The sequence below is a fragment of the Paenirhizobium selenitireducens ATCC BAA-1503 genome, from assembly GCF_900492185.1.
Lineage (GTDB): Bacteria > Pseudomonadota > Alphaproteobacteria > Rhizobiales > Rhizobiaceae > Allorhizobium > Allorhizobium selenitireducens_A.
In genome coordinates this window covers 123,654-148,406 of the sequence record NZ_UEYP01000006.1, presented here as the reverse complement: position 1 = coordinate 148,406, position 24,753 = coordinate 123,654, and the positions used below count along the sequence as shown (strand labels likewise).

26 protein-coding genes are annotated in these 24,753 nt (G+C 63.4%); 20 read left to right on the top strand and 6 right to left on the bottom strand.

Translation table 11 applies throughout. From position 1 onward, the window contains the following. Positions 1-38: 38 nt before the first annotated feature. From RHIZ70P_RS12695 to RHIZ70P_RS23270, 5 genes are all read left to right on the top strand, one after another. Positions 39-650, top strand: a complete 612-nt coding sequence (locus RHIZ70P_RS12695; RefSeq protein WP_115670676.1) for a CvpA family protein — start codon at positions 39-41, stop codon at positions 648-650. Between the two features lie 127 nt (positions 651-777). Further along, positions 778-2,268 carry an amidophosphoribosyltransferase gene (purF, locus tag RHIZ70P_RS12690; RefSeq protein ID WP_115670675.1) on the top strand — a complete coding sequence of 497 codons (1,491 nt, stop codon included), beginning with the start codon at positions 778-780 and terminating at the stop codon, positions 2,266-2,268. 17 nt (positions 2,269-2,285) lie between these two features. After that, positions 2,286-3,026, top strand: a complete 741-nt coding sequence (locus RHIZ70P_RS12685) for an SDR family NAD(P)-dependent oxidoreductase (RefSeq protein WP_115670674.1) — start codon at positions 2,286-2,288, stop codon at positions 3,024-3,026. A 65-nt stretch (positions 3,027-3,091) separates the two neighbouring features. Further along, on the top strand, positions 3,092-3,319 hold the full coding sequence (locus RHIZ70P_RS12680; protein WP_115670858.1) for a DUF2188 domain-containing protein: 228 nt from the start codon (positions 3,092-3,094) through the stop codon (positions 3,317-3,319). 11 nt (positions 3,320-3,330) lie between these two features. Further along, entirely contained in the window at positions 3,331-3,948 is a 618-nt protein-coding gene (locus RHIZ70P_RS23270) for a hypothetical protein (protein ID WP_235842221.1), read from the top strand. A gap of 16 nt (positions 3,949-3,964) precedes the next feature. On the opposite strand, the gene RHIZ70P_RS12670 is transcribed toward RHIZ70P_RS23270, so the two are convergent. Together RHIZ70P_RS12670 and RHIZ70P_RS12665 are read right to left on the bottom strand one after the other, a co-directional pair. Further along, the gene (locus RHIZ70P_RS12670) at positions 3,965-4,726 is read right to left on the bottom strand and encodes a GH25 family lysozyme (protein WP_419178294.1); all 762 of its coding nucleotides are present in this window, start codon (positions 4,724-4,726) and stop codon (positions 3,965-3,967) included. A gap of 75 nt (positions 4,727-4,801) precedes the next feature. Beyond that, positions 4,802-6,058, bottom strand: a complete 1,257-nt coding sequence (locus RHIZ70P_RS12665; protein ID WP_115670673.1) for a sensor domain-containing diguanylate cyclase — start codon at positions 6,056-6,058, stop codon at positions 4,802-4,804. Positions 6,059-6,274: 216 nt separating this feature from the next. Here RHIZ70P_RS12665 and RHIZ70P_RS12660 point away from each other — a divergent pair, with 216 nt between their 5' ends. From RHIZ70P_RS12660 to cimA, 6 genes are all read left to right on the top strand, one after another. Further along, a complete protein-coding gene (locus tag RHIZ70P_RS12660; RefSeq protein ID WP_115670672.1) occupies positions 6,275-6,679 on the top strand; it encodes a hypothetical protein in 405 nt (134 codons plus the stop codon). Between the two features lie 205 nt (positions 6,680-6,884). After that, positions 6,885-8,369: a cysteine--tRNA ligase gene (gene cysS, locus RHIZ70P_RS12655; protein ID WP_115670671.1), complete on the top strand. Its 1,485-nt coding sequence runs from the start codon at positions 6,885-6,887 to the stop codon at positions 8,367-8,369. A 42-nt stretch (positions 8,370-8,411) separates the two neighbouring features. Continuing rightward, complete coding sequence (locus RHIZ70P_RS12650; protein ID WP_115670670.1) at positions 8,412-8,897, top strand: GFA family protein; 486 nt, start codon at positions 8,412-8,414, stop codon at positions 8,895-8,897. 126 nt (positions 8,898-9,023) lie between these two features. After that, positions 9,024-9,488 (top strand): GFA family protein, encoded by a 465-nt coding sequence (locus RHIZ70P_RS12645; RefSeq protein WP_419178293.1) that lies wholly within the window; start codon positions 9,024-9,026, stop codon positions 9,486-9,488. Between the two features lie 2 nt (positions 9,489-9,490). After that, positions 9,491-10,450 (top strand): prolyl aminopeptidase, encoded by a 960-nt coding sequence (pip, locus tag RHIZ70P_RS12640; protein ID WP_115670668.1) that lies wholly within the window; start codon positions 9,491-9,493, stop codon positions 10,448-10,450. 158 nt (positions 10,451-10,608) lie between these two features. Beyond that, the gene (gene cimA, locus RHIZ70P_RS12635; RefSeq protein ID WP_115670667.1) at positions 10,609-12,225 is read left to right on the top strand and encodes a citramalate synthase; all 1,617 of its coding nucleotides are present in this window, start codon (positions 10,609-10,611) and stop codon (positions 12,223-12,225) included. Positions 12,226-12,230: 5 nt separating this feature from the next. Here the strand turns inward: cimA and RHIZ70P_RS12630 are convergent, their stop codons facing one another. Continuing rightward, positions 12,231-13,121, bottom strand: a complete 891-nt coding sequence (locus tag RHIZ70P_RS12630) for a protein-L-isoaspartate O-methyltransferase family protein (protein WP_115670666.1) — start codon at positions 13,119-13,121, stop codon at positions 12,231-12,233. 149 nt (positions 13,122-13,270) lie between these two features. Here RHIZ70P_RS12630 and rarD point away from each other — a divergent pair, with 149 nt between their 5' ends. Both rarD and RHIZ70P_RS12620 read left to right on the top strand, forming a co-directional pair. Next, positions 13,271-14,182 (top strand): EamA family transporter RarD, encoded by a 912-nt coding sequence (rarD, locus tag RHIZ70P_RS12625; protein WP_115670665.1) that lies wholly within the window; start codon positions 13,271-13,273, stop codon positions 14,180-14,182. A gap of 53 nt (positions 14,183-14,235) precedes the next feature. Further along, complete coding sequence (locus RHIZ70P_RS12620) at positions 14,236-14,565, top strand: DHCW motif cupin fold protein (protein ID WP_115670664.1); 330 nt, start codon at positions 14,236-14,238, stop codon at positions 14,563-14,565. 12 nt (positions 14,566-14,577) lie between these two features. On the opposite strand, the gene RHIZ70P_RS12615 is transcribed toward RHIZ70P_RS12620, so the two are convergent. Then, a complete protein-coding gene (locus tag RHIZ70P_RS12615) occupies positions 14,578-15,198 on the bottom strand; it encodes a TIGR00730 family Rossman fold protein (RefSeq protein WP_115670663.1) in 621 nt (206 codons plus the stop codon). A gap of 156 nt (positions 15,199-15,354) precedes the next feature. On the opposite strand from RHIZ70P_RS12615, the gene RHIZ70P_RS12610 reads away from it, so the two are divergent. Both RHIZ70P_RS12610 and RHIZ70P_RS12605 read left to right on the top strand, forming a co-directional pair. Next, on the top strand, positions 15,355-17,403 hold the full coding sequence (locus tag RHIZ70P_RS12610) for a LysM peptidoglycan-binding domain-containing protein (RefSeq protein WP_115670662.1): 2,049 nt from the start codon (positions 15,355-15,357) through the stop codon (positions 17,401-17,403). Between the two features lie 131 nt (positions 17,404-17,534). Further along, positions 17,535-19,421, top strand: a complete 1,887-nt coding sequence (locus tag RHIZ70P_RS12605; RefSeq protein ID WP_115670661.1) for an ABCB family ABC transporter ATP-binding protein/permease — start codon at positions 17,535-17,537, stop codon at positions 19,419-19,421. 34 nt (positions 19,422-19,455) lie between these two features. On the opposite strand, the gene RHIZ70P_RS12600 is transcribed toward RHIZ70P_RS12605, so the two are convergent. Then, a complete protein-coding gene (locus RHIZ70P_RS12600; RefSeq protein ID WP_115670660.1) occupies positions 19,456-20,721 on the bottom strand; it encodes a sensor domain-containing diguanylate cyclase in 1,266 nt (421 codons plus the stop codon). A 264-nt stretch (positions 20,722-20,985) separates the two neighbouring features. Between RHIZ70P_RS12600 and RHIZ70P_RS12595 the strand changes: the two genes are divergently transcribed. The 3 genes from RHIZ70P_RS12595 (at position 20,986) to RHIZ70P_RS23035 (ending at position 22,883) form a co-directional block, all read left to right on the top strand. Then, on the top strand, positions 20,986-21,684 hold the full coding sequence (locus RHIZ70P_RS12595; RefSeq protein WP_115670659.1) for a phosphatidylserine decarboxylase: 699 nt from the start codon (positions 20,986-20,988) through the stop codon (positions 21,682-21,684). Between the two features lie 24 nt (positions 21,685-21,708). Continuing rightward, complete coding sequence (pssA, locus tag RHIZ70P_RS12590) at positions 21,709-22,560, top strand: CDP-diacylglycerol--serine O-phosphatidyltransferase (RefSeq protein ID WP_115670658.1); 852 nt, start codon at positions 21,709-21,711, stop codon at positions 22,558-22,560. A 185-nt stretch (positions 22,561-22,745) separates the two neighbouring features. Continuing rightward, a complete protein-coding gene (locus tag RHIZ70P_RS23035; RefSeq protein WP_181904014.1) occupies positions 22,746-22,883 on the top strand; it encodes a hypothetical protein in 138 nt (45 codons plus the stop codon). A 19-nt stretch (positions 22,884-22,902) separates the two neighbouring features. On the opposite strand, the gene RHIZ70P_RS12585 is transcribed toward RHIZ70P_RS23035, so the two are convergent. Further along, positions 22,903-23,667: an SOS response-associated peptidase gene (locus tag RHIZ70P_RS12585; protein ID WP_115670855.1), complete on the bottom strand. Its 765-nt coding sequence runs from the start codon at positions 23,665-23,667 to the stop codon at positions 22,903-22,905. Between the two features lie 155 nt (positions 23,668-23,822). Between RHIZ70P_RS12585 and RHIZ70P_RS12580 the strand changes: the two genes are divergently transcribed. Beyond that, positions 23,823-24,242, top strand: coding sequence for an NUDIX hydrolase (locus RHIZ70P_RS12580; protein ID WP_115670657.1), 420 nt, complete (start codon positions 23,823-23,825; stop codon positions 24,240-24,242). A 130-nt stretch (positions 24,243-24,372) separates the two neighbouring features. Further along, positions 24,373-24,738, top strand: coding sequence for a TIGR02301 family protein (locus tag RHIZ70P_RS12575; protein ID WP_235842220.1), 366 nt, complete (start codon positions 24,373-24,375; stop codon positions 24,736-24,738). Positions 24,739-24,753 lie beyond the last annotated feature (15 nt).

Below are 24,753 nucleotides of genomic sequence, written 5' to 3'. Positions count from 1 at the left end.
ATGCGGGCGTTGGCCGGCAAGTCTTGGAGTTGGTATTTATGCCCATTACGATTTTTGACGGTATTGTCATCGGCGTCGTGCTGTTCTCGGCCGTGCTCGCCATGGTGCGCGGTTTCTCGCGCGAAGTCCTTTCGATCGCCAGTTGGGCCGGCGCGGTTGCCGCCGCCTATTATCTCTATCCGATGCTCGTGCCCTACGTGAAGAACTACACGAGCGACGACCGCATCGCAGTGGCCGGCTCGGCCGGCATCATCTTCCTCGTCGCGCTGATCGTCATTTCGTTCATCACCAGCCGGATCGCCGATTTCATCATCGACAGCCGCATCGGCGCGCTCGACCGCACGCTGGGCTTCCTGTTCGGTGCGGCGCGCGGCATCCTGCTTCTGGTCGTGGCCGTCGCCTTCTGGAACTGGCTGGTCGACGTCAAGCATCGGCCGGACTGGGTCAACAATGCCAAGTCGAAGCCCTTCCTCGACACGCTGGTGCTGAAGCTCGAAGCCGTGTTGCCGGAAGACATCGAGCCGCAGATCCGCTCCCGCATTCTTGGCAAGCAGGAACCTGCCGCAGAGGCGCCTGCAGACCAGGCTCCGGCCGACCAGGCGCCCGCAGAACAGGCACCGGCAGAAGACGCGCCGGCCGCCAACAACTGACCAGGCTGCGGCCTTCGGCCGCGCCCTTGAAATCCACAAGCGGACGCCGCCGGATCAGGACAGACCGGCGGCTTCCGTGTTAGAGCCGTCCCGACACATCTGTCCGATCGAGCAAAGGCCTGCTTCCATGTCTCAGTCTGATTTTTCCGGTTCCGAATGGACGCTCGAAGACGACACGCTCCATGAGGAATGCGGGGTGTTCGGCATTCTGGGCCACACCGACGCGGCGACCCTGACCGCGCTTGGCCTGCATGCGCTCCAGCATCGCGGCCAGGAGGCGGCCGGCATCGTCTCCTTCGACGGGCGGCAGTTCCACACCGAAAAGCACATGGGCCTGGTCGGCGACCACTACACCAACCCGGCGACGCTGGCGAAGCTGCCGGGCTCGGCGGCAATCGGCCATACCCGCTACTCGACCACCGGCGAAGTGGCGCTGCGCAACGTGCAGCCGCTGTTTGCCGAACTGGAGGAAGGCGGCATCGCCATTGCCCATAACGGCAACTTCACCAATGGCCTGACGCTGCGCCGCCAGATCATCGCCACCGGCGCCATCTGTCAGTCGACCTCGGACACCGAAGTCGTACTGCACCTGATCGCCCGCTCGCGCCATTCCTCCACCGCCGATCGCTTCATCGACGCCATCCGCCAGATGGAAGGCGGTTATTCGATGCTGGCGATGACCCGCACCAAGCTGATTGCCGCCCGCGACCCGATCGGCATCCGCCCGCTCGTCATGGGCGAACTCGACGGCAAGCCGATCTTCTGCTCGGAAACCTGCGCGCTCGACATCATCGGCGCCAAGTTCGTCCGCGACGTGGAGAACGGCGAAGTCATCATCTGCGAGATCCAGCCGGACGGTTCGATCACCATCGACGCCCGCAAGCCGGCCAAGCCACAGCCGGAGCGGCTCTGCCTGTTCGAATATGTCTATTTCGCTCGTCCCGATTCCGTGGTCGGCGGCCGCAACGTCTACCAGACGCGCAAGGCCATGGGTCTCAATCTGGCGACCGAAGCCCCGTGCGACGGCGACGTGGTGGTGCCCGTTCCCGACGGCGGCACGCCGGCAGCGCTCGGCTATGCCCAGGCGAGCGGCATTCCCTTCGAATACGGCATCATCCGCAACCATTATGTCGGCCGCACCTTCATCGAGCCGACGCAGCAGATCCGTGCCTTCGGCGTCAAGCTCAAGCATTCCGCCAACCGAGCGATGATCGAGGGCAAGCGCGTCGTTCTGGTCGACGATTCGATCGTGCGCGGCACCACCTCGCTGAAGATCGTGCAGATGATCCGCGATGCCGGCGCCAAGGAAGTGCATATCCGCGTCGCCTCGCCGATGATCTTCCATCCCGACTTCTACGGCATCGACACGCCGGACGCCGACAAGCTGCTGGCCAACCAGTATTCCGGCGTCGATGCGATGGCCAAGTATATCGGCGCGGACTCGCTTGCTTTCCTGTCGATCGACGGGCTTTACCAGGCCGTCGGTGGCAAGCCGCGCGACAACGCTGCGCCGCAGTTCACCGACCACTATTTCACCGGCGACTATCCGACCCGTCTGCTCGACAAGGAAGGCGAGAAGATGGGCCGCAAGGTTTCCATGCTGGCCACCAACGGCTGAGCTGAAGGGTAAGTATCATGACTGTTGACCTTAAGGGCCGTATCGCGCTCGTCACCGGCGCCTCGCGCGGCATCGGCTATTACACCGCCCTGGAGCTTGCCAAGGCGGGCGCCCACGTGATCGCCTGCGCCCGCACGGTCGGCGGCCTGGAAGAACTCGACGATGCGATCAAGGCCGTCGGTGGCAGCGCCACCCTCGTGCCGTTCGATCTGGCCGACATGAACGCCATCGACGCGCTGGGTGCATCGATCAACGAGCGTTGGGGCAAGCTCGACATCCTGGTCGCCAATGCCGGCATTCTCGGCGTGATTTCGCCGATCGGCCATATCGAGGCGAAGGTGTTCGAGAAGGTGATGACCATCAACGTCACCGCCACCTGGCGCCTCATCCGCTCGCTCGAACCGCTGCTCGTCAAGTCCGACCAGGGCCGTGCGCTGATCCTGTCTTCGGCCGCAGCCCACAAGTGCCGGCCGTTCTGGGGCGTCTATTCTGCCTCCAAGGCCGCCGTCGAGGCTCTGGCCCGCACCTGGGCCGGCGAAACCCAGCGCCTGCCGTTGCGCATCGTGTCGATCGACCCCGGCCCGACCCGCACCGCGATGCGCGCGCAGGCCATGCCGGGCGAGGATCCGAGCACCGTTCCGCACCCGTCGGAAGTTGCCGCAAGGCTCCTGCCGCTCTGCGGTCCCGAGCTGACGGAAACCGGCAAGCTGTTCGTCGTACGCGACGAGAAACTCAAGGACTATCGCCTGCCGGAGTGACGCTCTACCTCTGGCGGTCAGTCAAGATCTCGACTATATTAAATTTAGTTAGTCGGAGCGACGATATGACCAAGGCAAAAGCACAACATGTGGTGCCCCGCTCGGGAAAATGGGGCGTGCTTACCTCCGGCGCGTCCCGCGCGAGTAGCGTCCACACGACCCAAGCTGAGGCAATAGAGACCGCGCGAGAAATAGCAAAGTCCCGGAAAACAGAGCTTTATATTCACGGGCAGGACGGGCGAATCCGCGAACGCAATAGCTATGGCAGCGACTCTTTTCCGCCGAAGGGCTGAGCGTGCTCCCAATGTTCGAACGATCAGTTTTCATAAACTGCCCGTTCGACGAAGGCTACGCACCTGTTCTCCAGGCCATCGCCTTTTGTGTTACTTACTTGGGTTTCGCGCCGAGACTGGCGCCGCAAAACGCAGATAATGCGGCCAATCGGCTTGACCGCATCGCCGATATCATCCGTTCGTCAAAATACAGCATTCACGACCTTAGCCGCTGCCGTTCCAAGTCCGTGGGTGAGTTCGCCCGTCTGAACATGCCTTTTGAATTGGGCATGGATCATGGAAGCAGGCGCTATGGCGCGGGACAACTACGGGAGAAGTCCATCCTTATCCTTGAGGAAAGCCGCTACGACTATCAAAAGGCTCTTTCCGACATCGCCGGATGGGACATCGAACCTCATGACGGCGATCATCAAATTGCAGTCAAGAAGGTTCGCGCCTGGCTGATTCGTCAGGCCGGAGCGCCCAAACACGGCGCGGCCTTGATCCTGGGGAAGTACGCCACTTTTCAGCAATGGTACTGGAAGCGTGAGATTGCCGCTGGTGCCGCAGAAGACGACATCCGGCAATATCCCACGGTCGACGTCATCGACGCGATGCAAGAATGGATGGATGCAAAACAACCCGAATAGCCGCGATGTTATTCGGTCACGGTATTTGCAGCTCTCCCTCCAGGGCAGAAAGCAGACGTGCTAGTCCCGCCTGGGACGGACACAGGACATTCAGGTCGACGGGGCCTTGGATGCCGTCAAGGGAGCCGTTGTCGGCAAACTGCCAGATCGACCAGCGACGGCAGTCCTGCTGCTTCGGCTCGCGCGCGATACTGCGCAGCCAGAGAAAGTGCTCCGGAAAGACCGCCTCGTTTCCCTTCAGGTAGCGATCGTGGAAATCCTCGTCGACGTAGAAGATCGGCTTGCCCGGAAACACCGCGCCGAGTTCATCCATGAAGGCGCTGAGTTCTGCGGCCAGTTCATCCACTGTCGGCACCTTGTCGCAATTGCCGTGGAACTCGATGTCGACCGCGATCGGAAGCGTGTCCGGCTCGCGCGGCACCGTGGCGATCACATTTCGCGCCTGATCCCTGCCCGGCCGGCAAAAGGTGAAGAAGTGATAAGCACCGCGCACGATGCCGGCCTGTTTGCCGCGTTGCCAGTTCTCGGCGAACTTGCGATCCCGGAAATCGCCGCCCTCGGTCGCCTTGATGATGGCGAAGCGTACCCTCGGCTGCATGGCAAGCCTTGGCCAATTGATGTCGCCCTGGTGGTGGCTGACGTCGATGCCCTGGATCGGGTAGTCCTTGGGGGACGGAGGTTCGAAGGGGGCCATTTCGGTTCCATACCAGACATGGAGCGCTCCCGCAGCGGCAAGAATCACCACAACGATGATGATCGCCCTGATCGAATTCCTCACCACGACGCTCCTTTCCCCCCGCCCCGCGACCGACAAGGGGCCGGACGGCGTCATCGGGACAGTTTATGACCGATCTCAATTGCGGCCATCGGCCCGCGTCACCCGCTTGTGCCCCAGCGGCTGATTGGCGGCGTTCGGGTTCGCATGGTCGTTTGCGAGCACGGTCCGCCGAGCAAAACCCGGGACGTGCCTGCGAACCCGGTTTCGACCGTCGGTCTTCGCCTGGTAGAGCGCAACATCGGCGGCGGCGAGCAGCGGATCGAGATCTGGTGCCGCCTCGTCGGTCGCGGCGACCCCGATGCTGACCGTCACCAGAACGGAGCGTCCGTCGACCGCCGTGTGCAGGCGTTCGACGGCCCTGCGCATGGCCTCGGCGATATCGGCGCCCTCCGAGATACCGGTATTCGGGATCAGGCAGGCGAATTCTTCTCCGCCTATACGAGCGAGGAGCCAGTCGGACTGCATCCGTCCTTCCAGCAAGGCCGAGAACTCCATCAGCACCTTGTCGCCGGCAGCATGACCATAAGTGTCGTTGATATGCTTGAAATGATCGATGTCGAAGAGCAGGAGCGCGGCCGGCGCGGATTGGCGGGACAGCATCGCCTCGGCCTCGGCGACAAACGAACGGCGATTGCGGACATTGGTCAACGGATCCCGTTCGGATACGAGCCGGCTTCGGCGCTCGTCGCGCTCCAGCGCCAGGATCATCAAGGTGATGACGGAAAGAATGATCAGGAGCGTCTGCGCAAGGGAGGCGAGAACGAACCACGTCGGATACGGACCCTGATCGGTATAGACCGGTCCGAAGGCGAACGTGCCGACGAGCACCACGTACCAGACGACGGCGCGGGCACAATGCACGCCCGCTGCCAGCTTGCGGGACGGCAAGGGCTCCCTGAGCCTGCCTCGCCAGATCTCCAGCGCGCCGAGCAGGGAATAGGTGCCCATGATCAAGCCGAGAATAGTCGTGCGTACATTGATCGATGACTGAAACAGCGGCGTGAAGAACAGGCAGGCCCAGATGATCGCACCGGCAGCGGCATGCAGGTAGCTGGGGCGCTTCCCTTCGAAGACGACGATTGCCTGCCAGAAAAGGCCCATCGCAAGCATGCTGGCACCGAGGCCGAGGCCGGAGGAGACCGGGAAGGGCAAAGCGCCGCGCATCGCGTGCAGAATCGTCCCGACGAAGCCGACCGTGGCGGCGAAGGTCAGGATGCCGAGGAGGACGCTGTCGCGACGCCGGCGCCAGAGCGTGCCGACCAAAAGCGCGGAAATCAGCGTCGAGCAGGCGTGGAACACAAAAATCGTCGGAAGATGCAGCAATTGATCCATGGGAGTGTAAGAGCGTCCATCGCGCGACTGAATTTTCTCGATGATGGCGCATCTTGCCTTTCAGAACCCTTACACGGCATCAACGGGAACGCCCAAAATTGGTCTTGCAGCATTGCCCCTTTCCCGCTCCACCGGGCCTTTCCGCGCCGCTCCTGTCCTTCCTTCCGGACCACGGCGACGCTATTCTGTTGCATCTCCATTCTGGAACTCTTCGCCATGACCTTCCTACGCTATGCAACCGCGGCCTTTCTCCTTGGCGCCAGCCCGAGCCTTGCCGACGATCTGGTTGCCCTGAGCACCACTGCGACCGCAATCACCGGCGACATCAGTTTCGATGATTTCGAAATGGTTTTCGACAACGGCGAAAGGATCGAGTTCGAGGACCTGATCGCCGATCACTTCACAGTGGACGGCAAGGACGTGCCGGCCTCCGTCTACAGCGTGAAGGCGCCCGGCAATCCGGTACTGCTGAACGGCAATCGCCTCTGCGGCGAAAGCCCGGTCACCTATCTGGCCTCCTGGCTGGACGGCGACGTGACCATGGTCGCCGTGTTCGAGACGACGGAGGCGCCGACGCGCAACGACAGCATGTGTGCTCTCTACACCTACGTCTATCCCTGACATTGCGGCGCGACGGGGGACCTCCCCCTTGACCTCGTCTTCGGCCCAAGCCATAACTCGCCCCATGAAAACGACCATCTGCATTATCTGCGGGATCATTATTCGCTAGCGTCAGCGCTGGCCCGGCCGTTTTCGTCTCCCGACCCAAGTCCCAGATGACAAACGCCCCGGTCCAGCCGGACGGGTTGGCTATCGGGAGACGGGAATGGCGACGAGCCTCAAGCTTTACAACACACTGACGCGCGACAAGGTCGATTTCGCCCCGATCGATGCCGACAACGTGCGCATGTATGTCTGCGGCCCGACCGTCTACGACTTCGCCCATATCGGCAATGCGCGCCCGGTGATCGTCTTCGATGTGCTCTACCGGCTGCTGCGCCATGTGTATGGCGATAGCCACGTCACCTATGTGCGCAACATCACCGACGTCGACGACAAGATCAACGCCCGGGCGCTGCGCGACTTCGGCGCGCGGATCGGCGACGGCTCGATGACGCTGAACGACGCCATCCGCGCCGTGACGGAGAAGACGGAGAGCCAGTTCCATGCCGACGTCGCGGCGCTCGGCTGCCTGAAGCCCACCGTCGAGCCGCGCGCCACCGACAATATCGCTCAGATGGTCATCATCATCCAGCGGCTGCTGGACCAGGGCCACGCCTATGTGGCTTCCGGTTCCGAAGGCCACGAAGTGCTGTTTTCCACCGCCTCCATGGCCGACTACGGCCAGCTTTCCAGGCGCAAGCTGGAAGACCAGCAGGCCGGCGCCCGCATCGCCGTCGAGGCCCACAAGATGAACCCCGGCGACTTCGTGCTGTGGAAGCAATCGGCCGACACCGAGCCGGGCTGGAACGCCGACTTCACGTTCGAGGGCAAGACGGTGGCGATCCACGGCCGCCCCGGCTGGCACATCGAATGCTCGGCCATGTCGGACCGCTATCTCTGGGAAGAGATCAAGGACCGGCTTTCGCCAAAGGCCAAGGCACGGCCGCACCAGTTCGACATCCATGGCGGCGGGCTGGACCTGATCTTCCCGCACCACGAGAACGAAATCGCGCAGTCCTGCTGCGCCTTCGACACCGACATCATGGCCAATGTCTGGATGCATAACGGCTTCCTGCAGGTCGAGGGCCGCAAGATGTCGAAGTCGGAGGGCAATTTCGTCACCATCAACGAATTGCTGGAAACCGACAAGTTCGGTGCGCGCAAGTGGCCGGGCGAGGTGCTGAGGCTCGCCATGCTGATGACGCATTATCGGGAGCCGATCGATTTTTCGGTCAAGCGGCTGGAAGAGGCGGAAAGGCTTCTTGCCAAGTGGCCGACCACAGATGCCGGCGACGCACAGCCGGACTCGGCCATCATCGACGCGCTGGCCGACGACCTCAACACGGTCGCCGCGGTCCAGGCGCTGCATGCGCTTGCGCAGGCCGCCAATGCCGATGCGTCGAAGCTTGGCGTGTTTGCCGCCAGCGCCGCCCTGCTCGGCATCCTGCCGAAGAAGGCAGCGCTGAGCGACGACCTCGCCGCCGCCGTCGAGGCGCTCGTCGCCATGCGCCTGGAGATGCTGAAGACGAAGAACTTCGCCGAGGCCGACAAGATCCGCGACGAGCTTCTGGCGAAGGGCATCCAGCTCAAGGACGGCAAGGACAGGGAAACCGGCGAGCGGGTGACCACCTGGGAGGTCAGGCGGTAGGATGTATACGGTGGCGCGACAGACCCGAAAAGGAGACTGATCATGACCGATGCCATATACACCGGCGGGTGCCAATGCGGCGCCGTTCGGTTCCGGGTCGCCGGCGTTCTCAAGGATTCGTCGATCTGCCATTGCCGGATGTGCCAGAAGGCCTTCGGCGCCTATTATGCGCCGCTCGTCTCGACACGCGGAGCGGACCTCGAATGGACGCGTGGGCGCCCGAAGACCTTCCGTTCGTCGAACTTTGCCAGTCGCGGCTTTTGCGACAATTGCGGTACGCCGCTGACGTATGAGGCACCCGACGGCGTGGCGATCGCCGCCGGAGCCTTCGACGATCCATCGCTTCTGCCTCCGGTGGTGCAGTTCGGGATCGAATGCAAGATCGACTTCGTCGACCGCCTGCACAAATTGCCCGGCCACCGCACGGAAGAGGATGCCGACGAGGCCCCCTTCGTGCTGGAGATCGTATCCTACCAGCATCCCGACCACGACACCGACGGCGCCTGGCCGAAGGAGATCCAGCAATGACGCAGAAAAACCCCAATACTCAGATGCCGAAATGGCTGCTCTACGGCCTAATCGGCAAGGGCATCCTGGTCGCCCTCATCACCGTCGGCGTCGTCGCCTACATGGCACTGCGCTAGGAGACAATTGATGGACGGAATTTTCACCGGCGGATGCCAGTGCGGCGCGGTCAGGTTCCGGGCGGAAAAGCTCGGTCGGCCGTCGATCTGCCATTGCCGCATGTGCCAGAAGGCCTTCGGCTCTTTGTTCGGCGCGCTGGTGACGGCCGACCATGCGCATCTCACCTGGACGCGCGGCCAACCCTCGCTGTTCCGTTCCTCGGCCAAGGTGAAGCGCGGCTTCTGCAACAAGTGCGGCACGCCGCTGTCCTACCATGTCGGCGAAAGCATCGAGCTTGCGATCGGCGCCTTCGACCATCCGGAAGCGCTCGAGCCGCAGGTGCAGGTCAACCACGACAAGCGCCTGCCCTGGATCGACCACCTGTTCGACAAGCCGGCGGTGAAGACACCGGAAATGGAGGCGTTCTTCGCCTCGGTCGTTTCCAACCAGCATCCCGACCATGATACGGCGGTCTGGCCGCCCGAAGAGGATTGACCATGACCAATGACTTGCGCGGCTTCTACCCGGAGATCGAACCGTTCGAGGCCGGCTTTCTCGATGTCGGCGACGGCCATACGATCTACTGGGAACGCGTCGGCACCCGAGGTGCCAAGCCCGCCGTCTTCCTGCATGGCGGTCCGGGCGGCGGCACCAGCCCGACGCAGCGGCGCCTGTTCGACCCCGCACTCTACGACGTCCTGCTGTTCGACCAGCGCGGCTGCGGCAAGTCGACCCCGCATGCCGGACTGGACGCCAATACCACCTGGCACCTGGTGGCCGACATGGAACGGCTGCGCACGCTGATGGGCGTCGAGAAATGGCTGGTTTTCGGCGGCTCCTGGGGCTCGACGCTGGCGCTCGCCTATGCGGAGACGCATCCGGAGCACGTGTCGGAACTGGTGCTGCGCGGCATCTACACACTGACCAGGGCGGAGCTCGACTGGTACTACCAGTTCGGCGTGTCGGAAATGTTCCCCGACCGGTGGGAACTCTTTCAGGCGCCGATCCCGGAGGATGAACGCCACGACATGATGGGCGCCTATCGTCGCTATCTCACCGGCACGGACAAAAAGAAGCAGCTCGAATGCGCGATTGCCTGGAGCACCTGGGAAGGCGCGACCATCACGCTTCTGCCCAATCCGGACTATGCCGCGCATTTCGGCGAGGACGACTATGCGATCGCCTTTGCCCGGATCGAGAACCATTTCTTCGTCCATGCCGGCTGGCTGGAGGAAGGGCAGTTGCTGCGCGACGCTCATAAGCTCAAGGACATTCCCGGCGTCATTATCCACGGCCGCTACGACATGCCCTGCCCGGCCAAGTATGCCTGGCAGTTGCACAAGGCCTGGCCGAAGGCAGATTTTCACCTAATCGAGGGAGCGGGACACGCCTTTCTGGAGCCCGGTATCCTCGACCAGTTGATCCGCGCGACCGACCGGTTTGCGGGCAAGGAATGAAGACTTGCCCCTCACCCTGACCCTCTCCCCGTGAACGGGGAGAGGGAACGGAAACGTCGGCGGCACGAGCCTTCTCCCCGCAAGCGGGGAGAAGGTGGCGGCAGCCGGATGAGGGGCAGCGCAATGAGAAGACGACATATGCCTCGGGAGGCACACACATGACACGCGAAAAGATCTACCTCTTCGACACCACGCTGCGCGACGGGCAGCAGACGCCGGGCATCGATTTTTCGGTCGAGGACAAGATTGCCATCGCCGCCATGCTGGACGAATTCGGCCTCGACTATGTCGAGGGCGGCTATCCGGGCGCCAACCCGACCGACACGGCCTTCTTCGCCAAGAAGCGCACCACGCGGGCCTCCTTCGTCGCCTTCGGCATGACCAAGCGGGCCGGCGTCTCGGCCTCCAACGATCCGGGTCTCACGCAGCTGCTGCAGGCCAGGAGCGATGCCGTCTGCCTTGTGGCCAAGACCTGGGACTATCATGTGGAGGTGGCACTCGGGTGCACCAACGACGAGAATCTCGACAGCATCCGCGAGAGCGTCGAGGCGGTCGCCGCCGCGGGCAAGCAGCCGATGGTCGATTGCGAGCATTTCTTCGACGGCTACAAGGCCAATCCCGCCTACGCGCTGGCCTGCGCCAGGGCAGCCTACGAGTCCGGGGCGCGCTGGGTGGTGCTGTGCGACACCAATGGCGGCACCCAGCCGCCGGAGATCCGCGACATCGTCCAGGCGGTGATCGCGGCGGGCGTTCCCGGCTCATCGCTCGGCATCCATGCCCACAACGACACGGGCCAGGCGGTCGCCAATTCGCTCGCTGCCGTCGAGGCGGGCGTGCGCCAGATCCAGGGCACGCTGAACGGCATCGGCGAGCGCTGCGGCAATGCCAATCTGGTGACGATCATCCCGACGCTCTGTCTGAAAGAGACCTATGCGTCGCGCTTCGAAACGGCGATCGACACCGACAAGCTGGTCGAGCTCACCCGGCTGTCGCACGCCTTCGACGAGTTGCTCAACCGCTCGCCCGACCACCAGGCGCCCTATGTCGGGGCGTCCGCCTTCGCCACCAAGGCCGGCATCCATGCCTCGGCGCTGCTGAAGGACCCGCGCACCTACGAGCATGTCGTGCCCGACAGTGTCGGCAATTTCCGCAAGGTCATGGTTTCCGACCAGGGCGGCAAGGCCAATTTCATCAACGCGCTCAAGCGGCGCGGCATCGAGGTGGACAGACAGGATCCGCGCCTCGACACGCTGATTGCGATCGTCAAGGAACGCGAATCGTCGGGCTATGCCTATGAGGGCGCGGATGCGAGCTTCGAGCTTCTCGCCCGTCGCACGCTCGGCACCGTGCCGGATTTCTTTGCGGTCGAGAGCTTCCGGGTCATGGTCGAGCGCCGCTTCGACAGCCATGGCCGGCTGAAGACCGTGTCCGAGGCGGTGGTGAAGATGGTGATCGACGGCCAGACCGTGATGTCGGTCGCCGAAGGCGACGGTCCGGTCAACGCGCTCGATCTCGCGCTGCGCAAGGACATCGGCAAGTTCCAGGCCGAGATCGCCGATCTCGAACTGGCGGACTACAAGGTGCGCATCCTCAACGGCGGCACCGAAGCCATCACCCGTGTACTCATCGAATCCACCGACGATACCGGCGTGCGCTGGTGGACCGTCGGCGTGTCGGAAAACATCATCGACGCCTCGTTCCAGGCGCTGATGGATTCGGTCGTCTACAAACTGATGAAGAACCGGCAGATGGCGGGCAGGATCGCGGCGGAATAGCGGCGTCACTCAGCAGCGGCAACGGCCAGCGCATGGGTGGACAGCCCCCAGTCCGGCTCGGAGTACCATTCGTCCTCCGCCTGTATGCCCTTCCAGCGCAGGCTCTGGACCGCCCGCCAATTGTCGGCGAAGGCGGCGCGAAGGCGTGTGTGGCAGGCCCAGTCGGACGGGGTCACCCCCTCGCCCCAGATAAACGAGACACCCTCGATGAACCGGGCGGAGTAGCCTCCGGCTTCCCACCTCACCAGCAGGAACCCGGCCATGGCGGTGTATTCCGGCCCCTTGTTGCGCCCCTCGAAGACGGGGACGCCCAGCGGGAACAGCAGCCGTCCACCCGGCCTCAGCCGCTCGATCCAGGCCTCGGCCGGCCGGTCGACGGCGAAATTGACGTAGATGATGTCGGCCGCGTGCTTCGGCCATTCCAGCGCATTGCCGCAGATCACCTCGACATTGAGGTGGCCGGCCAGGCAGGTCCGCGCCCGGTCGGCTAGCACGGCATCGTATTCGACGGCAAGCACACGCCCCTCAGCGCCGACAAGCTCAGCCAGGATGGCGGTGTAATAGCCCGTTCCGGCACCCGCATGGACCACCGTTTCACCCGCCTGGGGCGACAGCGAATGAATGGCCAGCGCGTGCAGCGAAGGGCTGCCGTTGTTGACGCCGCGCGAGGCGTCGAGAGCCACCAACACATCCTCATAGAGCGTGGCCACGTCATGCGACGGCGCCTCACGATAGCCGCCACGCTCCTGTATCAGCCAGGGCGGCGGGCCGAGGAAATCCTCGCGCCTGACCCGCGAAAAGGCATCCGCCAGGCGGTCATCCGACAGGACACCCGCCTTCTGCAGCATCCGTACCGCGTATTGCCGACGCTGCTCCATGGTCGAACCGGCCAGCATGATCCGCCTCCATCTGCGTGGCCCCCGACCGCAAATTTGCCGTGTGCACGCATCAAAAGCAATCGACCATTGTTCACCCGAATGAATTTGCCCATTCGCAAGCCATCCGATAACCCGCATGGCCGAGATATCGATCAGGAATGTCCATCATGTCCGAACAGATTGCACCTGCGGTGAAGAACGAGGACAGCGCGCGCGGATTCGCCTTCGCTTTCGCGGCCTATTTCATGTGGGGCTTCCTGCCGCTCTACCTCAAGCTGGTGGCGCATATTCCGCCGATGGAGGTGGTGGCCAACCGCATCGTCTGGTCGCTGCCGATCACCGGTGTCATTCTGTATTTCCTCAAGCGCGGCGGCGACGTGTGGAAGGCGATCCGCACGCCGTCCATGCTCGCCATGGCGTTCGTCACGGCCACCCTCGTGACGATCAACTGGCTGGTCTATGTCTATGCGATCACCTCCGGCCAGGCCTTGCAGGGCGCACTCGGCTACTACATCAACCCGCTGATCTCGGTTTTGATCGGCGCCATCCTGCTCAAGGAGCGGATGATGCTGCCGCAGAAGGTCGCCGTGCTCCTGGCGGCAATCGCGGTTGCCATCCTCACCTATGATGCCGGCGGGCTGCCGTGGATCTCGCTGGCGCTTGCCTTCAGCTGGGGCTTTTACGCCTTCTTCCGCAAGACGCTGCCGATCGGCCCCAACCAGGGCTTCTTCCTCGAAGTCCTGATCCTGTCGGTACCGGCCTGCCTCTATATCCTGTTCATTGAACTGGCCGGCACCGGGCATCTGTCCAACGGCTCGGGCGCAAGCGACATAGGCCTGCTGTTCTTCAGCGGCATCGCCACGGCCATCCCGTTGATGATCTACGCCAACGGCGCGAAGCTGCTCAGGCTGTCGACGATCGGCATGATGCAGTATATCGCGCCCACCATGGTGTTCATCACCGCGGTCTTCGTCTTCCACGAGCCGTTCGGGCAGACGAAGTTCATCGCCTTCCTGTTCATCTGGGCCGCCCTGATCACCTATTCCTGGCCGATGATCCGCGAGTATCGCAACCGCTGAAAGGCGGGCTCGAGAGGGCGACCGCTCGGCGCACAACCAACCGGAGACGTCAGATGCAGATGACGGACATTCCCTTCGGCACCACCGACTGGAGCATGGTCGAGACGACGGAGCATAAGGGCGAGACGGGCTCGGCCACCTGGCGCACACGCCAATTCGGTGCGGTCCGGGTTCGGATGGTCGAATACACGCCCGGCTATCTGGCGGATCACTGGTGCGTCAAGGGGCATATCCTGCTCTGCCTCGAGGGCGAACTGACGACCGAGCTTGCCGACGGCCGTGTCTTCGTACTGAAGCCCGGCATGAGCTATCAGGTGGCCGACAATGCCGAGCCGCACCGCTCCTCCACAAAGGTCGGCGCCCGGCTGTTCATCGTCGATTGATCGGACCCAGTCTCAAAGCCGGGAAATGACCTCGTCTGCTCCGTCGAGGTCGGTGACCGTTTCCAGCTTTTCGAGGATCGCCGGCACGATGTCGTCGATCTCGGCGATCACCATCGGCTGGACCCGGTGGGCGGTGTGGATGAAGCCCTGTTCGCGCATGTGGCGCACCAGTTCGAGCATCGGATCCCAGAAGCCGTTGACATTGGCAAACACCATCGGCTTCTCGTGTCGGCCGAGCTGCGCCCAGGTCATGATCTCGACGATCTCTTCCAGCGTACCAATCCCGCCCGGCAGGGTGACGAAGGCATCGGCGCGCTCGAACATGGCGTGCTTGCGCTCGTGCATGTCCCGGGTCACGATCAGTTCGTCGAGCTGGCCCAGGGAATGGCGGGTGGCTTCCATGTCGACGAGGAATTCCGGGATGATGCCGGTCACCTTCCCGCCGTTCGACAGGACGCCGCTGGCGACGGCACCCATGATCCCTTTGGTGCCGCCGCCATAGACCAGTTGCAGACCATGCGCCGCGATCGAGCGGCCGAGCGCACGGCCCGCTGCTAGGTAAGACGGATCGCGTCCGGGCTGGGAACCGCAATAGACGCAAACGGATCGAATCGAAGATGCTTTTTCACTCATGTCCGAAACATGAGCGTGGAGCGACGGCGAGGTCAACAAAATTGACGGAAAGCTGTTTGCCACAATCCCGAATCCCTTGGGAACGCTTGTGAAAGTCGAAATATGGGGCTAGCAATTTTCAAGGATTATGGCGGCTGTTCCGCCCGGAGACTGACGATGATGAAAAACCGCGCCCTTTGGGTCGCCCTGTTGGTGCTCGGCGTTTCGACCCTGCTGATGGTGTTCTTCGTCCTGCCGCGTGTCTCGCCGGTCAAGGAGGATGCGTCGAAGGTCGCGACCCCGGCCGTCGATACAGCCAAGGACGCGGCGACACAGGCGGAATCAGCCGTGGCGGATGCCGCCAAGGCAGCAGCTGAAAAGATGGACCGGCTGAAGGCGGAGGCCGTAACCGCGGTGACCGGCATGAAGGCGTTGTTCGCCGAGGGCCGTACGCCTGCGGCCGACGCGTTCGCCACCGCCAAGGCCGTAGCGAGGGCAGCCGTCCAAGCGCTCGTCACCCTCGACATTCCGGCCGGCATCGACGCAACGCTGGACACGGCTATGAAGACGGCCCGCGGCGGTGCCGCCAAGGCGCTCGCACTGATCGAGGCGCTGCCGGACGATCCGGCCAAGGCCGCCGGGCTGATCGCCGCGATCGAAGGTGCGCTCACGGGCACGGAGACACCGGAGGCGGCCCCTTCCGCCCCCGCGCCAGCGCCCGACAACGCCGCCGACGCCGCCTTGCCGCGCTTCGACATTCTGCGCGTCGAGCCCGACGGTTCGACGGTGATCGCCGGCAATGCGGCTGCGGGCTCGAGGCTGGAGATCATGTCCGGCGACACGGTGATCGCCACGCTCGACGTCGATCCGAGCGGCGATTTTGCCGCCGTACTCGACCAGCCGCTGCCGCCCGGCGACCACAGCCTGCAGCTCAAGGCGACCGGCAAGGACGGAAAGTCGGTCACGTCGGAGGAAGTCGCGACGATCTCCGTTCCCGCCAATGCGGACGGCAAGCTGCTCGCCATGGTGTCCAAGCCCGGCGAAGCGAGCCGGCTGATCACTTTGCCGGAAAGCGTCAATTCCGCAGCCAAGCAGGAGCGTGTCGCGGCGACCGACAGCGCAAGTGCGCCAGCAGCGCCGGCAGCGCCCGAGAGTGGCCAGACCGCAACGGCGCCGACGGCCAACCAGCCGGCAGCCGGTGACGCTGCGGCGGTGATGAACCCGGAAATCCAGGTGTCAGCCGTGGAAATCGAGGGTGACCGCATCTTCATCGCGGGCAAGGCGCCGGTCGGCGGCACGGTCCGGGGCTTTGCGGACGACACGGTCATCGGCAATGCCGTGGCCGACGCCAGCGGCAATTTCGTCATCGAAGGCCGCATCACGCTTTCGGTCGGCGCACATGTCATTCACGCCGAACTGCTCGATGCCGCCGGTCAGGTGGTCGTGCGGACCTCGGTACCGTTCAATCGCCCGGAAGGCGAACAGGTTTCCGTCGTCGCGCAGAACAGCCAGACGGCCTCGGGTCAGGGCGGCGCCATGGTGCCGGTCGATCTCGCCGCCTTCGAAAAGTTGCGTGGTTCGCTCGGCCAGGCCTTCGCCCTGCTGCAAGGTCTCTATGCGGACGGAAAGAAGCCGGTTCTCGAAGAGCTTGCCGCCGCCCGCTCGGCGAGCGAAATCAGCTTGAAGTCGATCGCCGATTTCCGCCCTGCGGCAGCGGCAGCCAAGCCAATCGTCGACTTCGTCGCGGCAACGGCGGCGAAGGCGGCAAAGGCCTATACCGCCCTCCAGGGCCTGCCGAACGATATCGAGGCGGTCGGCGCCGAACTGCCGAAGATCGCCGCGCTGGTCGAGGCGGTCCTTTCGCCTTCGGCACCGTCGTCGGATCTGGCCCTGCCCACCGCGGAAGCCCCGGCCACGCCGGGCACCGTGCCCGCTGAACCGGTCGCGCCTCAAACGACGGCCGCCGCGCCGAAGACGATCGAGCAGCCGCCGCTGACCGAAAGTCGCAACAGCGTGATCATCCGTCGCGGCGATACGCTGTGGCAGATCTCGCGCCGCGTCTACGGCCAGGGCGTGCGCTACACGACGATCTACCTCGCCAATTCCAATCTGATCGACAATCCCGACCTGATAGAGCCGGGCCAGGTGTTCGAGGTTCCGAGCGAGGCGCTGCCCGATGCGGAAGAAATCCACCGCAAGCGCCTGAGCGGGGAAAAGAGCAACTAAGCCGGCGGAGAAGTTTCTCCGCCACGACATTGCATTGGGCAAGGCGAGGCCCTATGTGCGAGATCAGGCGGCGGCTCCCAGGGGGTCGCCGCTTTTTTGGCGCGAAAGAGACTTTTGGGGTGGATCAGGGAATGGCTGGTAACAAAAAGACGGTTTCGGCAGATAGCAGCAATCCTCTCAATACGCTCGTCAACCTCTGGCCCTATATGTGGCCGCGCGACCGGCTGGACCTCAAGATGCGGGTCGTCTGGGCAACCGTCTTCCTGCTCGTTTCGAAACTGGTCCTGATCCTCGTCCCCTACTTCTTCAAATGGGCGACCGACGCGCTCAACGGCAAGCTCGACATGGCCGGCATCCTGCCCGCCTTCCTGCTCGGCGCCGTGGCGCTGGTCATCGTCTACAACCTCACCCGCATCGCCCAGGTCGCCCTCAACCAGTTGCGCGACGCGCTGTTTGCCAGCGTCGGGCAATATGCGGTGCGCCAACTGGCCTACCGGACCTTCGTGCACATGCACAAGCTGTCGCTGCGCTTCCATCTGGAGCGCAAGACCGGCGGCCTGTCGCGCATTATCGAGCGCGGCACCAAGGGCATCGAGACGATCGTCCGCTTCACCATATTGAACTCCGTTCCGACCTTCATCGAATTCCTGCTGACCGCGGCAATCTTCTGGTGGGGCTACGGCTTCTCCTATCTCGCGGTCACCGCCGTCACGGTCTGGGCCTATATCTGGTTCACCATCCGCGCCAGCGACTGGCGGATCGGCATCCGCCGCTCGATGAACGACAGCGATACCGACGCCAACACCAAGGCGATCGATTCGCTGCTCAACTTCGAGACGGTCAAATATTTCGGCAATGAAGACATGGAAGCGAGCCGTTTCGACCAGTCGATGGCGCGCTATGAGAAGTCGGCGACCCAGGTCTGGACATCGCTCGGCTGGCTGAACTTCGGCCAGGGCGTGATCTTCGGCCTCGGAACCACGGTGATGATGGTGATGTCAGCCATGGCGGTGAGCCGTGGCGAGCAGACGATTGGCGATTTCGTCTTCGTCAACGCCATGCTCTTGCAGCTCGCCGTGCCGCTCAATTTCATCGGTTTCGTCTACCGGGAAATCCGCCAGGGCCTGACCGATATCGAACAGATGTTCGACCTGCTCGAGGTCGAGGCGGAGGTGGTGGACAAACCTGGAGCACCGGACCTCGTTATCGGACAGGGCGCCATCGTCTTCAAGGATGTGCATTTCGCCTATGACCCGCAGCGTCCCATCCTCAAGGGGGTGTCGTTCGAGGTGCCGGCCGGCAAGACGGTGGCGGTGGTCGGTCCGTCCGGCGCGGGCAAGTCGACCATCTCGCGTCTTCTCTACCGCTTCTACGACATCCAGCAGGGCTCGATCACCATCGACGGCCAGGACGTGCGCGACGTCACCCAGAAGAGCCTGCGCTCGGCCATCGGCATGGTGCCGCAGGACACCGTGCTGTTCAACGACACGATCGCCTACAATATCCGCTACGGTCGCCCGTCGGCCACTGATGCCGAGATCACCCAAGCCGCCGACGTCGCCCAGATCGGCCACTTCATCACCGACCTGCCGGACGGTTTCCAGACCAAGGTCGGCGAGCGTGGGCTGAAGCTCTCGGGCGGGGAGAAACAACGCGTGGCGATCGCCCGCACCGTGCTGAAGGCTCCGCCGATCCTCATCCTCGACGAGGCGACCTCGGCGCTTGACACCACGACCGAGCAGGAGATCCAGGCGGCGCTCGACATCGTGTCGAAGAACCGCACCACGCTGGTCATTGCCCATCGGCTCTCCACCGTCGTCGATGCCGACGAGATCATCGTGCTCAAGGGAGGCGAGATCGCCGAGCGCGGCACGCATGCGGCATTGCTCGACATGGGCGGGCTCTATGCCTCGATGTGGAACCGTCAGCGCGAAGCGACCCAGGCGGAGGAACACCTGCGGCAGGTGCGCGAGAGCGACGAATTGGGGGTCGTGGTACGCAAGCCGCCGGCGGTCTGAGCCACGGGCCGCGGCCGGAGCGGGCGGCCTCGGCTTAAGCCGCGACGCAGAGTCGATTGCGGCCGCTGTTCTTGGCCCGGTAGAGCGCGTCGTCGGCGCGCTTCAACGCTTCGTCCAGGTTCTCTTCACGGGGGCGGAAGGCGGCAAGGCCGATGCTGACCGTGCCGGCCAGCGCCGACAAGGCTGTCGCCTGACAAATGCGCTCGACTTCCATGCGCATGCGATCGGCGGTTTGTTTTGCCTCGTTGATCGACCCGTCGATGAACAGCGCGTAGAACTCCTCCCCGCCGGCGCGGGCGATGACATTGCCCTTGCCGACCGTTTTCTCCAGTGTTCCGGCGATCATCCGCAGTGCATTGTCGCCTTCGGCATGGCCGAGCCGGTCGTTGATCAGCTTGAAGTGGTCGACATCAATGACCGCGACTGCCAGGGTTTTGTCGTCGTCACGGGCCTGTTGCACCATCTGCTCGGCCAGATCGAAGAACTTTCGACGGTTATAGGCATTGGTCAGCGGATCGCGCTCGGCGGCCTCGGTCAGGCGTGCTTCGAGCGTCTTGCGCTCGGTGATGTCGAGGATGGCTCCGGCAATGCCACGGACACGCCCGTCCCCACCCTTGATCGCCGCCTTGTGGAACATGACATGTCGGCGCGTTCCGCCCGAGTGGCAGACCTCGCTTTCGTAGACCTGGGTGCCGCCGCGCTCGAGCAGTTCATCGTCGGCCGCCTGGTAGCGCTGGGCCAAGGCTTCGGGGGCCACGTCGTAGACGGAGCGGCCGATCACGCCCTCCGGCGGGCTGCCGATGAACTCGGCGAAGGCGCCATTGCAGCCGACATAGATACCCTCCGAGTTCTTGAAGAAGATCGGCGCCGGCAGGTTGTCGATACAGGCCTGCAGATAGTCACGCTCCATGGCGAGGCAGGCCTGCTCGGTCTGTGCACCGCGCGCTCGTTCGATCGCCCGGCTGGTCCGGGCGAGACAGATGGCGACATCTTCCGCCGAAGTCGGATCGACGACATCGTCGGCGCCGAGCGTGATCGCGCGCTGGATCCAGGCGGGGCTCAGCTTGTCGGAGGCAAGGACGAGATAGGCGTGCTCGCCCAGCGTTCGGCGCAATTCCCCGATGGCGCTGCCCAGTCGCTCGGCCTCGGCCGGCACGAAGTAGGCTACCGGAGTCTTCGGTATCTCGATCGACAACGGTGCGGCCACGCCATGTTCCGCCAAGAACCGGGGGATCGGGCGCCCGTCGACCGCCAGCCAGAAAACCGCGCGGTTTCCCTTCAGATCGGGCTGCCGGATCATTTTTTGTTCAATACTGGACAATTATGCTTCCATCATACGGAGGATGCCGGATGAGAACTTTCCGAAACGGGCCGATACAAGTTTTTACCTATCGTTCTAGGGGGGAAATATTGACGGATGGTGCATACGGCCCCACCTACCAAAAATGGTCGGACCTAAGCTCGTCATGACGCGGCATGGGGTTTCCGATGCGAGAGCATTGCCCCCGGCACGCTTTCGGGTTAGTCAGCCACGTCGATCCTTTGCAGCGAAACGAGGTTTTTCATGGATCTGTTCGAGAGTATCCGTAAGGCTATCGTGCCTGTGCACAAGGAAGGCTATCCCTTCGTCGCCATCTTCTTCGTCGTCTCGCTGATCCTCGGCTGGATCTTCGAGCCGCTGTTCTGGGTCGGCATGGTGCTGACCCTGTGGTGCGCCTATTTCTTCCGCGATCCGGAGCGTGTCACGCCACAGGATGACGACCTCGTCGTCAGCCCGGCAGATGGCCGCGTTTCCGCCATCCAGATGACCGTTCCGCCGGAGGAATTGCATCTGGGCAACGAGCCGATGCTGCGTATCTCGGTGTTCATGAACGTGTTCAACTGTCATGTGAACCGCTCGCCGGTGCGCGGCCGGATCGAAAACATCGTCTATCGCGAAGGCAGCTTCCTCAATGCCGAGCTGGACAAGGCGAGCGAAGACAATGAGCGCAACGGCCTGGTCATCGAGACCGGCCATGGCAAGATCGGCGTCGTGCAGATTGCCGGTCTGGTGGCCCGCCGCATCGTCTGCTGGGCCAATCCCAACGATCCGCTGGCCGCCGGCGAACGCTTCGGCCTCATTCGCTTCGGCTCGCGTCTTGATGTCTTCCTGCCTGCCGGAGCCGAACCGCGGGTGTCGATCGGCCAGACCGCCATTGCCGGCGAGACGGTGATCGCCGAGTTCGGCTCGACCAAGGGGCCCGTGGTCAGCCGCCGCAGCTGAGGCGAGGAAGGACAAGAGAGCGCCATGCAGATCCAGAAGCCGCCGGCCGAAGAGAATGGGAGCAATGATCGCGCCCGCGGACCCCGTCTCCGCGAGATTCCGATGCGTTTACTGGTGCCCAACCTCATCACGGTTCTGGCGATCTGCGCCGGCCTGACCGGTATCCGCCTGGCCTTCGAGAACCGCTATGAGCTGGCCGTCATGATGGTGCTGGCCGCCGCCTTCCTGGACGGGATCGACGGACGTATCGCGCGCATGATGAAGGCGACGTCCAAGTTCGGCGCGCAGATGGATTCGCTCGCCGACATCGTCAATTTCGGTGTCGCCCCCGCTTTGGTGCTCTACGTTTTCATCCTCGACCAGGCCCGCTCGTTCGGCTGGATCGCCGCCCTGATCTATGCGATCGCGGCAGGGCTGCGCCTGGCGCGCTTCAATGTCATGGCCGAGCGCGAGACCAAGGTTCCGTGGCAGTCGGAATTCTTCGTCGGCGTGCCTGCCCCGGCCGGCGCCATGCTGGTGTTGCTGCCGGTCTATCTGGGCTTTCTTGGGGTGCCGCCGAGCGCGCCGGTGGCTTTCGCGGGCTCCGTCTACACTATCCTGATCGCCTATCTGCTGGTCAGCCGCCTGCCCGTCTGGTCGGGCAAGTCGGAGACCAGCCGCATTCGCCGGGATCTCGTCCTGCCGATGATTCTCGGCGTTGTGCTCTATGTGGCACTGCTGATGAGCTTTACCTGGGAGGTGCTGTCGCTGACCGTTCTCGGCTATATTCTCTCCCTGCCCTTCGGTGCCCGCTTTTGGCACCGTCGCTACGGCACGCTGACCATCGGCGAAGAAGCTCCGGAAAAGGGTCTTTCCGAGATTGATCGAGGCCTGTAAGGCGCGCTTTTACCACCGAACGACTAGTTTTTCCGCGAGACCGACGCTCAACTCGCGAAATATGGTGGCTTCTGACCAAAATTGATTTGCGCGTGAGTCTGCGTCACGCTTTTGTCATGATCTGCTCGAATAGAGCGCAAACGCAAAAACAAGAAAATATCTGGGAAACGCTGCAGGAGCATGACATGACCACCAAGGCCCCCGCCGAGCAAAAGCCGGCGCCACAGAATCTCGATTCCTATTATCGGCCGCTCGGCCTGAAAGCTGTCCTCGCCGCGGCATTGATGTTGAAGCGCAAGCCGGCCAAGAAGGCTACCGCCTGAAGATTGAAGCGTTTCCTGGCTAGAACAAGCTCATCTGGTCACCGCCGGATGACGTTTTTTTCGGCTTGGCCACCGCCAGGCTTTCCCCGACGGGTGCTTGCACTTCCGGTCCGGTGTTCTTGACCTTGTTGACGAGGTCGGAAACGGGGACAGCCTCGAAAAAATCCTCCTCGGCAGATGTCATCAGATCGGCGACGTGCCGAGGCTCTCCGCTCTTGCAGTCGAGCCAGCGCTCGTAATCCTCCGGCTTGATCACGACCGGCATGCGGTCGTGAATGCGGCCGATCGTCTGGTTCGAATTGACCGTCAGAATCGCGGCCGTGTCGACTTCGGAACCGTCCGCGGACGCCCAGGTCTCCATCAGCCCGGCGAAGGCAACGATCTTGCCGTGGCGGGGTCTGATCCAATAGGCCTGCGATTTCTCGCCGCTCTCCTTCGCCGGCCGGTGCCATTCATAGAAACCGGAGGCGGGGACCAGCACGCGGCGGTGTCGCATGGCGGCCCGGAACGAGGCCTTGCCGATCGCCGTTTCCGCGCGGGCATTGATCAGCAGCGGAAACTCCTTCGGATCCTTGACCCAGGACGGCATCAGCCCCCAGCGGACGAGGACGGCCTTGCGATCCGGCAGATTGCTGCCCGGCTCGTGCCGGTCGCCGGCGACGACGACCAGGATCGGCTGCGTCGGGGCGATATTATAGCGCGGCGGGAAATCTTCGAGCTCCAGAAGCCCGAGGAATTCCCGAACCTCTTCGGGTGTCGCCGTCAGTGAAAAGCGTCCGCACATGAGGATGTGCATCGCACCTGACGCCGTACCGGTCAAGCCGCTGCCGCCGTGCATGCTCGCTTGCAGGCTCCGGCAAAGCTGTCGATAGTCCGAGGGTCGATTCTCCGCCGGGCGAACATGCCTGCCGACGAGATCCATCAGGAGATCCGGTCATCATGCAGACCCGCCCGCGCCTCGCCTCCTCCGCAATCGTCGAACGTGACGGCCGGTTTCTGCTGGTGCGCCGCCGCAATCCGCCGGCAGCGGATCTGTTCGCCTTTCCCGGCGGCAGAGCGGAGCCTGGCGAAACACCGGAGGAAACGGCGATCCGGGAGCTGTTCGAGGAGACCGGCCTGCTCGGACGCGAACCCCGCCTGTTTGAGACGGTCGAACTCTTTCCCGAGGACGGCACGCCGGAAAGCCATTTCCTGCTTTCGGTGTTTCGTGTCGAGGCCGAGCCGGAAACCGTGGCGGTCGCCGATGACGATGCACTTGAGGCAGGGTGGTTCCTGCCGGAGGAGATCAGCCGACTGCCGGTTCCAGACAGCGTGCGCGCCTGCATCGAGAGACTGGTCAGGGCCGGCGAAGCGGGTTAAACAATTACATGGCGCATCGATCGCCCAACACGTGACGGAAGCGACGACAAGGCAGGGCATGCGCGCGACAAGATCTTTTGCCACGGCAGTCTTTGCCTTAGCCCTGTGCGCGCTCGGCCCGGCCTCGGCAATGGCACAATCGGCCGATGTCCCCGCGGCACAGGAGCCAGTTCCGGAAACGGCGGAAAAGCCGGCGCCCTACGACGACAAGCTCGCCCGGCTGTCGGAGATCCTGGGCGCGGTGCATTACCTGCGCAATCTATGCAATAAGGATGGCGAGCCGGGATGGCGTGAAGCCATGCAGGCGCTGATCGACGCGGAGACAGCGAGCGAGCCGAAACGGCGGGCACGCATGGTCGCCGCCTATAATCGCGGCTACCGATCCTTTGCCTCCGTCTATACGACCTGCACCGCATCGGCGGTCGCGGCGGAAGGGCTCTACCGTAACGAAGGCGCAACACTGGCCGTCGAAATCGCCGCCCGCTATGGAAATTAACGATTAATTCACCTG

What these genes read in the sequence shown, in the direction of transcription:
- RHIZ70P_RS12695 (WP_115670676.1), top strand. Translation starts at nt 39, where the DNA reads ATGCCCATTACGATTTTTGACGGTATTGTCATCGGCGTCGTGCTGTTC.
- purF (WP_115670675.1), top strand. Translation starts at nt 778, where the DNA reads ATGTCTCAGTCTGATTTTTCCGGTTCCGAATGGACGCTCGAAGACGAC.
- RHIZ70P_RS12685 (WP_115670674.1), top strand. Translation starts at nt 2,286, where the DNA reads ATGACTGTTGACCTTAAGGGCCGTATCGCGCTCGTCACCGGCGCCTCG.
- RHIZ70P_RS12680 (WP_115670858.1), top strand. Translation starts at nt 3,092, where the DNA reads ATGACCAAGGCAAAAGCACAACATGTGGTGCCCCGCTCGGGAAAATGG.
- RHIZ70P_RS23270 (WP_235842221.1), top strand. Translation starts at nt 3,331, where the DNA reads ATGTTCGAACGATCAGTTTTCATAAACTGCCCGTTCGACGAAGGCTAC.
- RHIZ70P_RS12665 (WP_115670673.1), bottom strand. Translation starts at nt 6,058, where the DNA reads ATGGATCAATTGCTGCATCTTCCGACGATTTTTGTGTTCCACGCCTGC.
- RHIZ70P_RS12660 (WP_115670672.1), top strand. Translation starts at nt 6,275, where the DNA reads ATGACCTTCCTACGCTATGCAACCGCGGCCTTTCTCCTTGGCGCCAGC.
- cysS (WP_115670671.1), top strand. Translation starts at nt 6,885, where the DNA reads ATGGCGACGAGCCTCAAGCTTTACAACACACTGACGCGCGACAAGGTC.
- RHIZ70P_RS12650 (WP_115670670.1), top strand. Translation starts at nt 8,412, where the DNA reads ATGACCGATGCCATATACACCGGCGGGTGCCAATGCGGCGCCGTTCGG.
- RHIZ70P_RS12645 (WP_419178293.1), top strand. Translation starts at nt 9,024, where the DNA reads ATGGACGGAATTTTCACCGGCGGATGCCAGTGCGGCGCGGTCAGGTTC.
- pip (WP_115670668.1), top strand. Translation starts at nt 9,491, where the DNA reads ATGACCAATGACTTGCGCGGCTTCTACCCGGAGATCGAACCGTTCGAG.
- cimA (WP_115670667.1), top strand. Translation starts at nt 10,609, where the DNA reads ATGACACGCGAAAAGATCTACCTCTTCGACACCACGCTGCGCGACGGG.
- RHIZ70P_RS12630 (WP_115670666.1), bottom strand. Translation starts at nt 13,121, where the DNA reads ATGCTGGCCGGTTCGACCATGGAGCAGCGTCGGCAATACGCGGTACGG.
- rarD (WP_115670665.1), top strand. Translation starts at nt 13,271, where the DNA reads ATGTCCGAACAGATTGCACCTGCGGTGAAGAACGAGGACAGCGCGCGC.
- RHIZ70P_RS12620 (WP_115670664.1), top strand. Translation starts at nt 14,236, where the DNA reads ATGCAGATGACGGACATTCCCTTCGGCACCACCGACTGGAGCATGGTC.
- RHIZ70P_RS12615 (WP_115670663.1), bottom strand. Translation starts at nt 15,198, where the DNA reads ATGAGTGAAAAAGCATCTTCGATTCGATCCGTTTGCGTCTATTGCGGT.
- RHIZ70P_RS12610 (WP_115670662.1), top strand. Translation starts at nt 15,355, where the DNA reads ATGATGAAAAACCGCGCCCTTTGGGTCGCCCTGTTGGTGCTCGGCGTT.
- RHIZ70P_RS12605 (WP_115670661.1), top strand. Translation starts at nt 17,535, where the DNA reads ATGGCTGGTAACAAAAAGACGGTTTCGGCAGATAGCAGCAATCCTCTC.
- RHIZ70P_RS12600 (WP_115670660.1), bottom strand. Translation starts at nt 20,721, where the DNA reads ATGATCCGGCAGCCCGATCTGAAGGGAAACCGCGCGGTTTTCTGGCTG.
- RHIZ70P_RS12595 (WP_115670659.1), top strand. Translation starts at nt 20,986, where the DNA reads ATGGATCTGTTCGAGAGTATCCGTAAGGCTATCGTGCCTGTGCACAAG.
- pssA (WP_115670658.1), top strand. Translation starts at nt 21,709, where the DNA reads ATGCAGATCCAGAAGCCGCCGGCCGAAGAGAATGGGAGCAATGATCGC.
- RHIZ70P_RS23035 (WP_181904014.1), top strand. Translation starts at nt 22,746, where the DNA reads ATGACCACCAAGGCCCCCGCCGAGCAAAAGCCGGCGCCACAGAATCTC.
- RHIZ70P_RS12585 (WP_115670855.1), bottom strand. Translation starts at nt 23,667, where the DNA reads ATGTGCGGACGCTTTTCACTGACGGCGACACCCGAAGAGGTTCGGGAA.
- RHIZ70P_RS12580 (WP_115670657.1), top strand. Translation starts at nt 23,823, where the DNA reads ATGCAGACCCGCCCGCGCCTCGCCTCCTCCGCAATCGTCGAACGTGAC.
- RHIZ70P_RS12575 (WP_235842220.1), top strand. Translation starts at nt 24,373, where the DNA reads ATGGCACAATCGGCCGATGTCCCCGCGGCACAGGAGCCAGTTCCGGAA.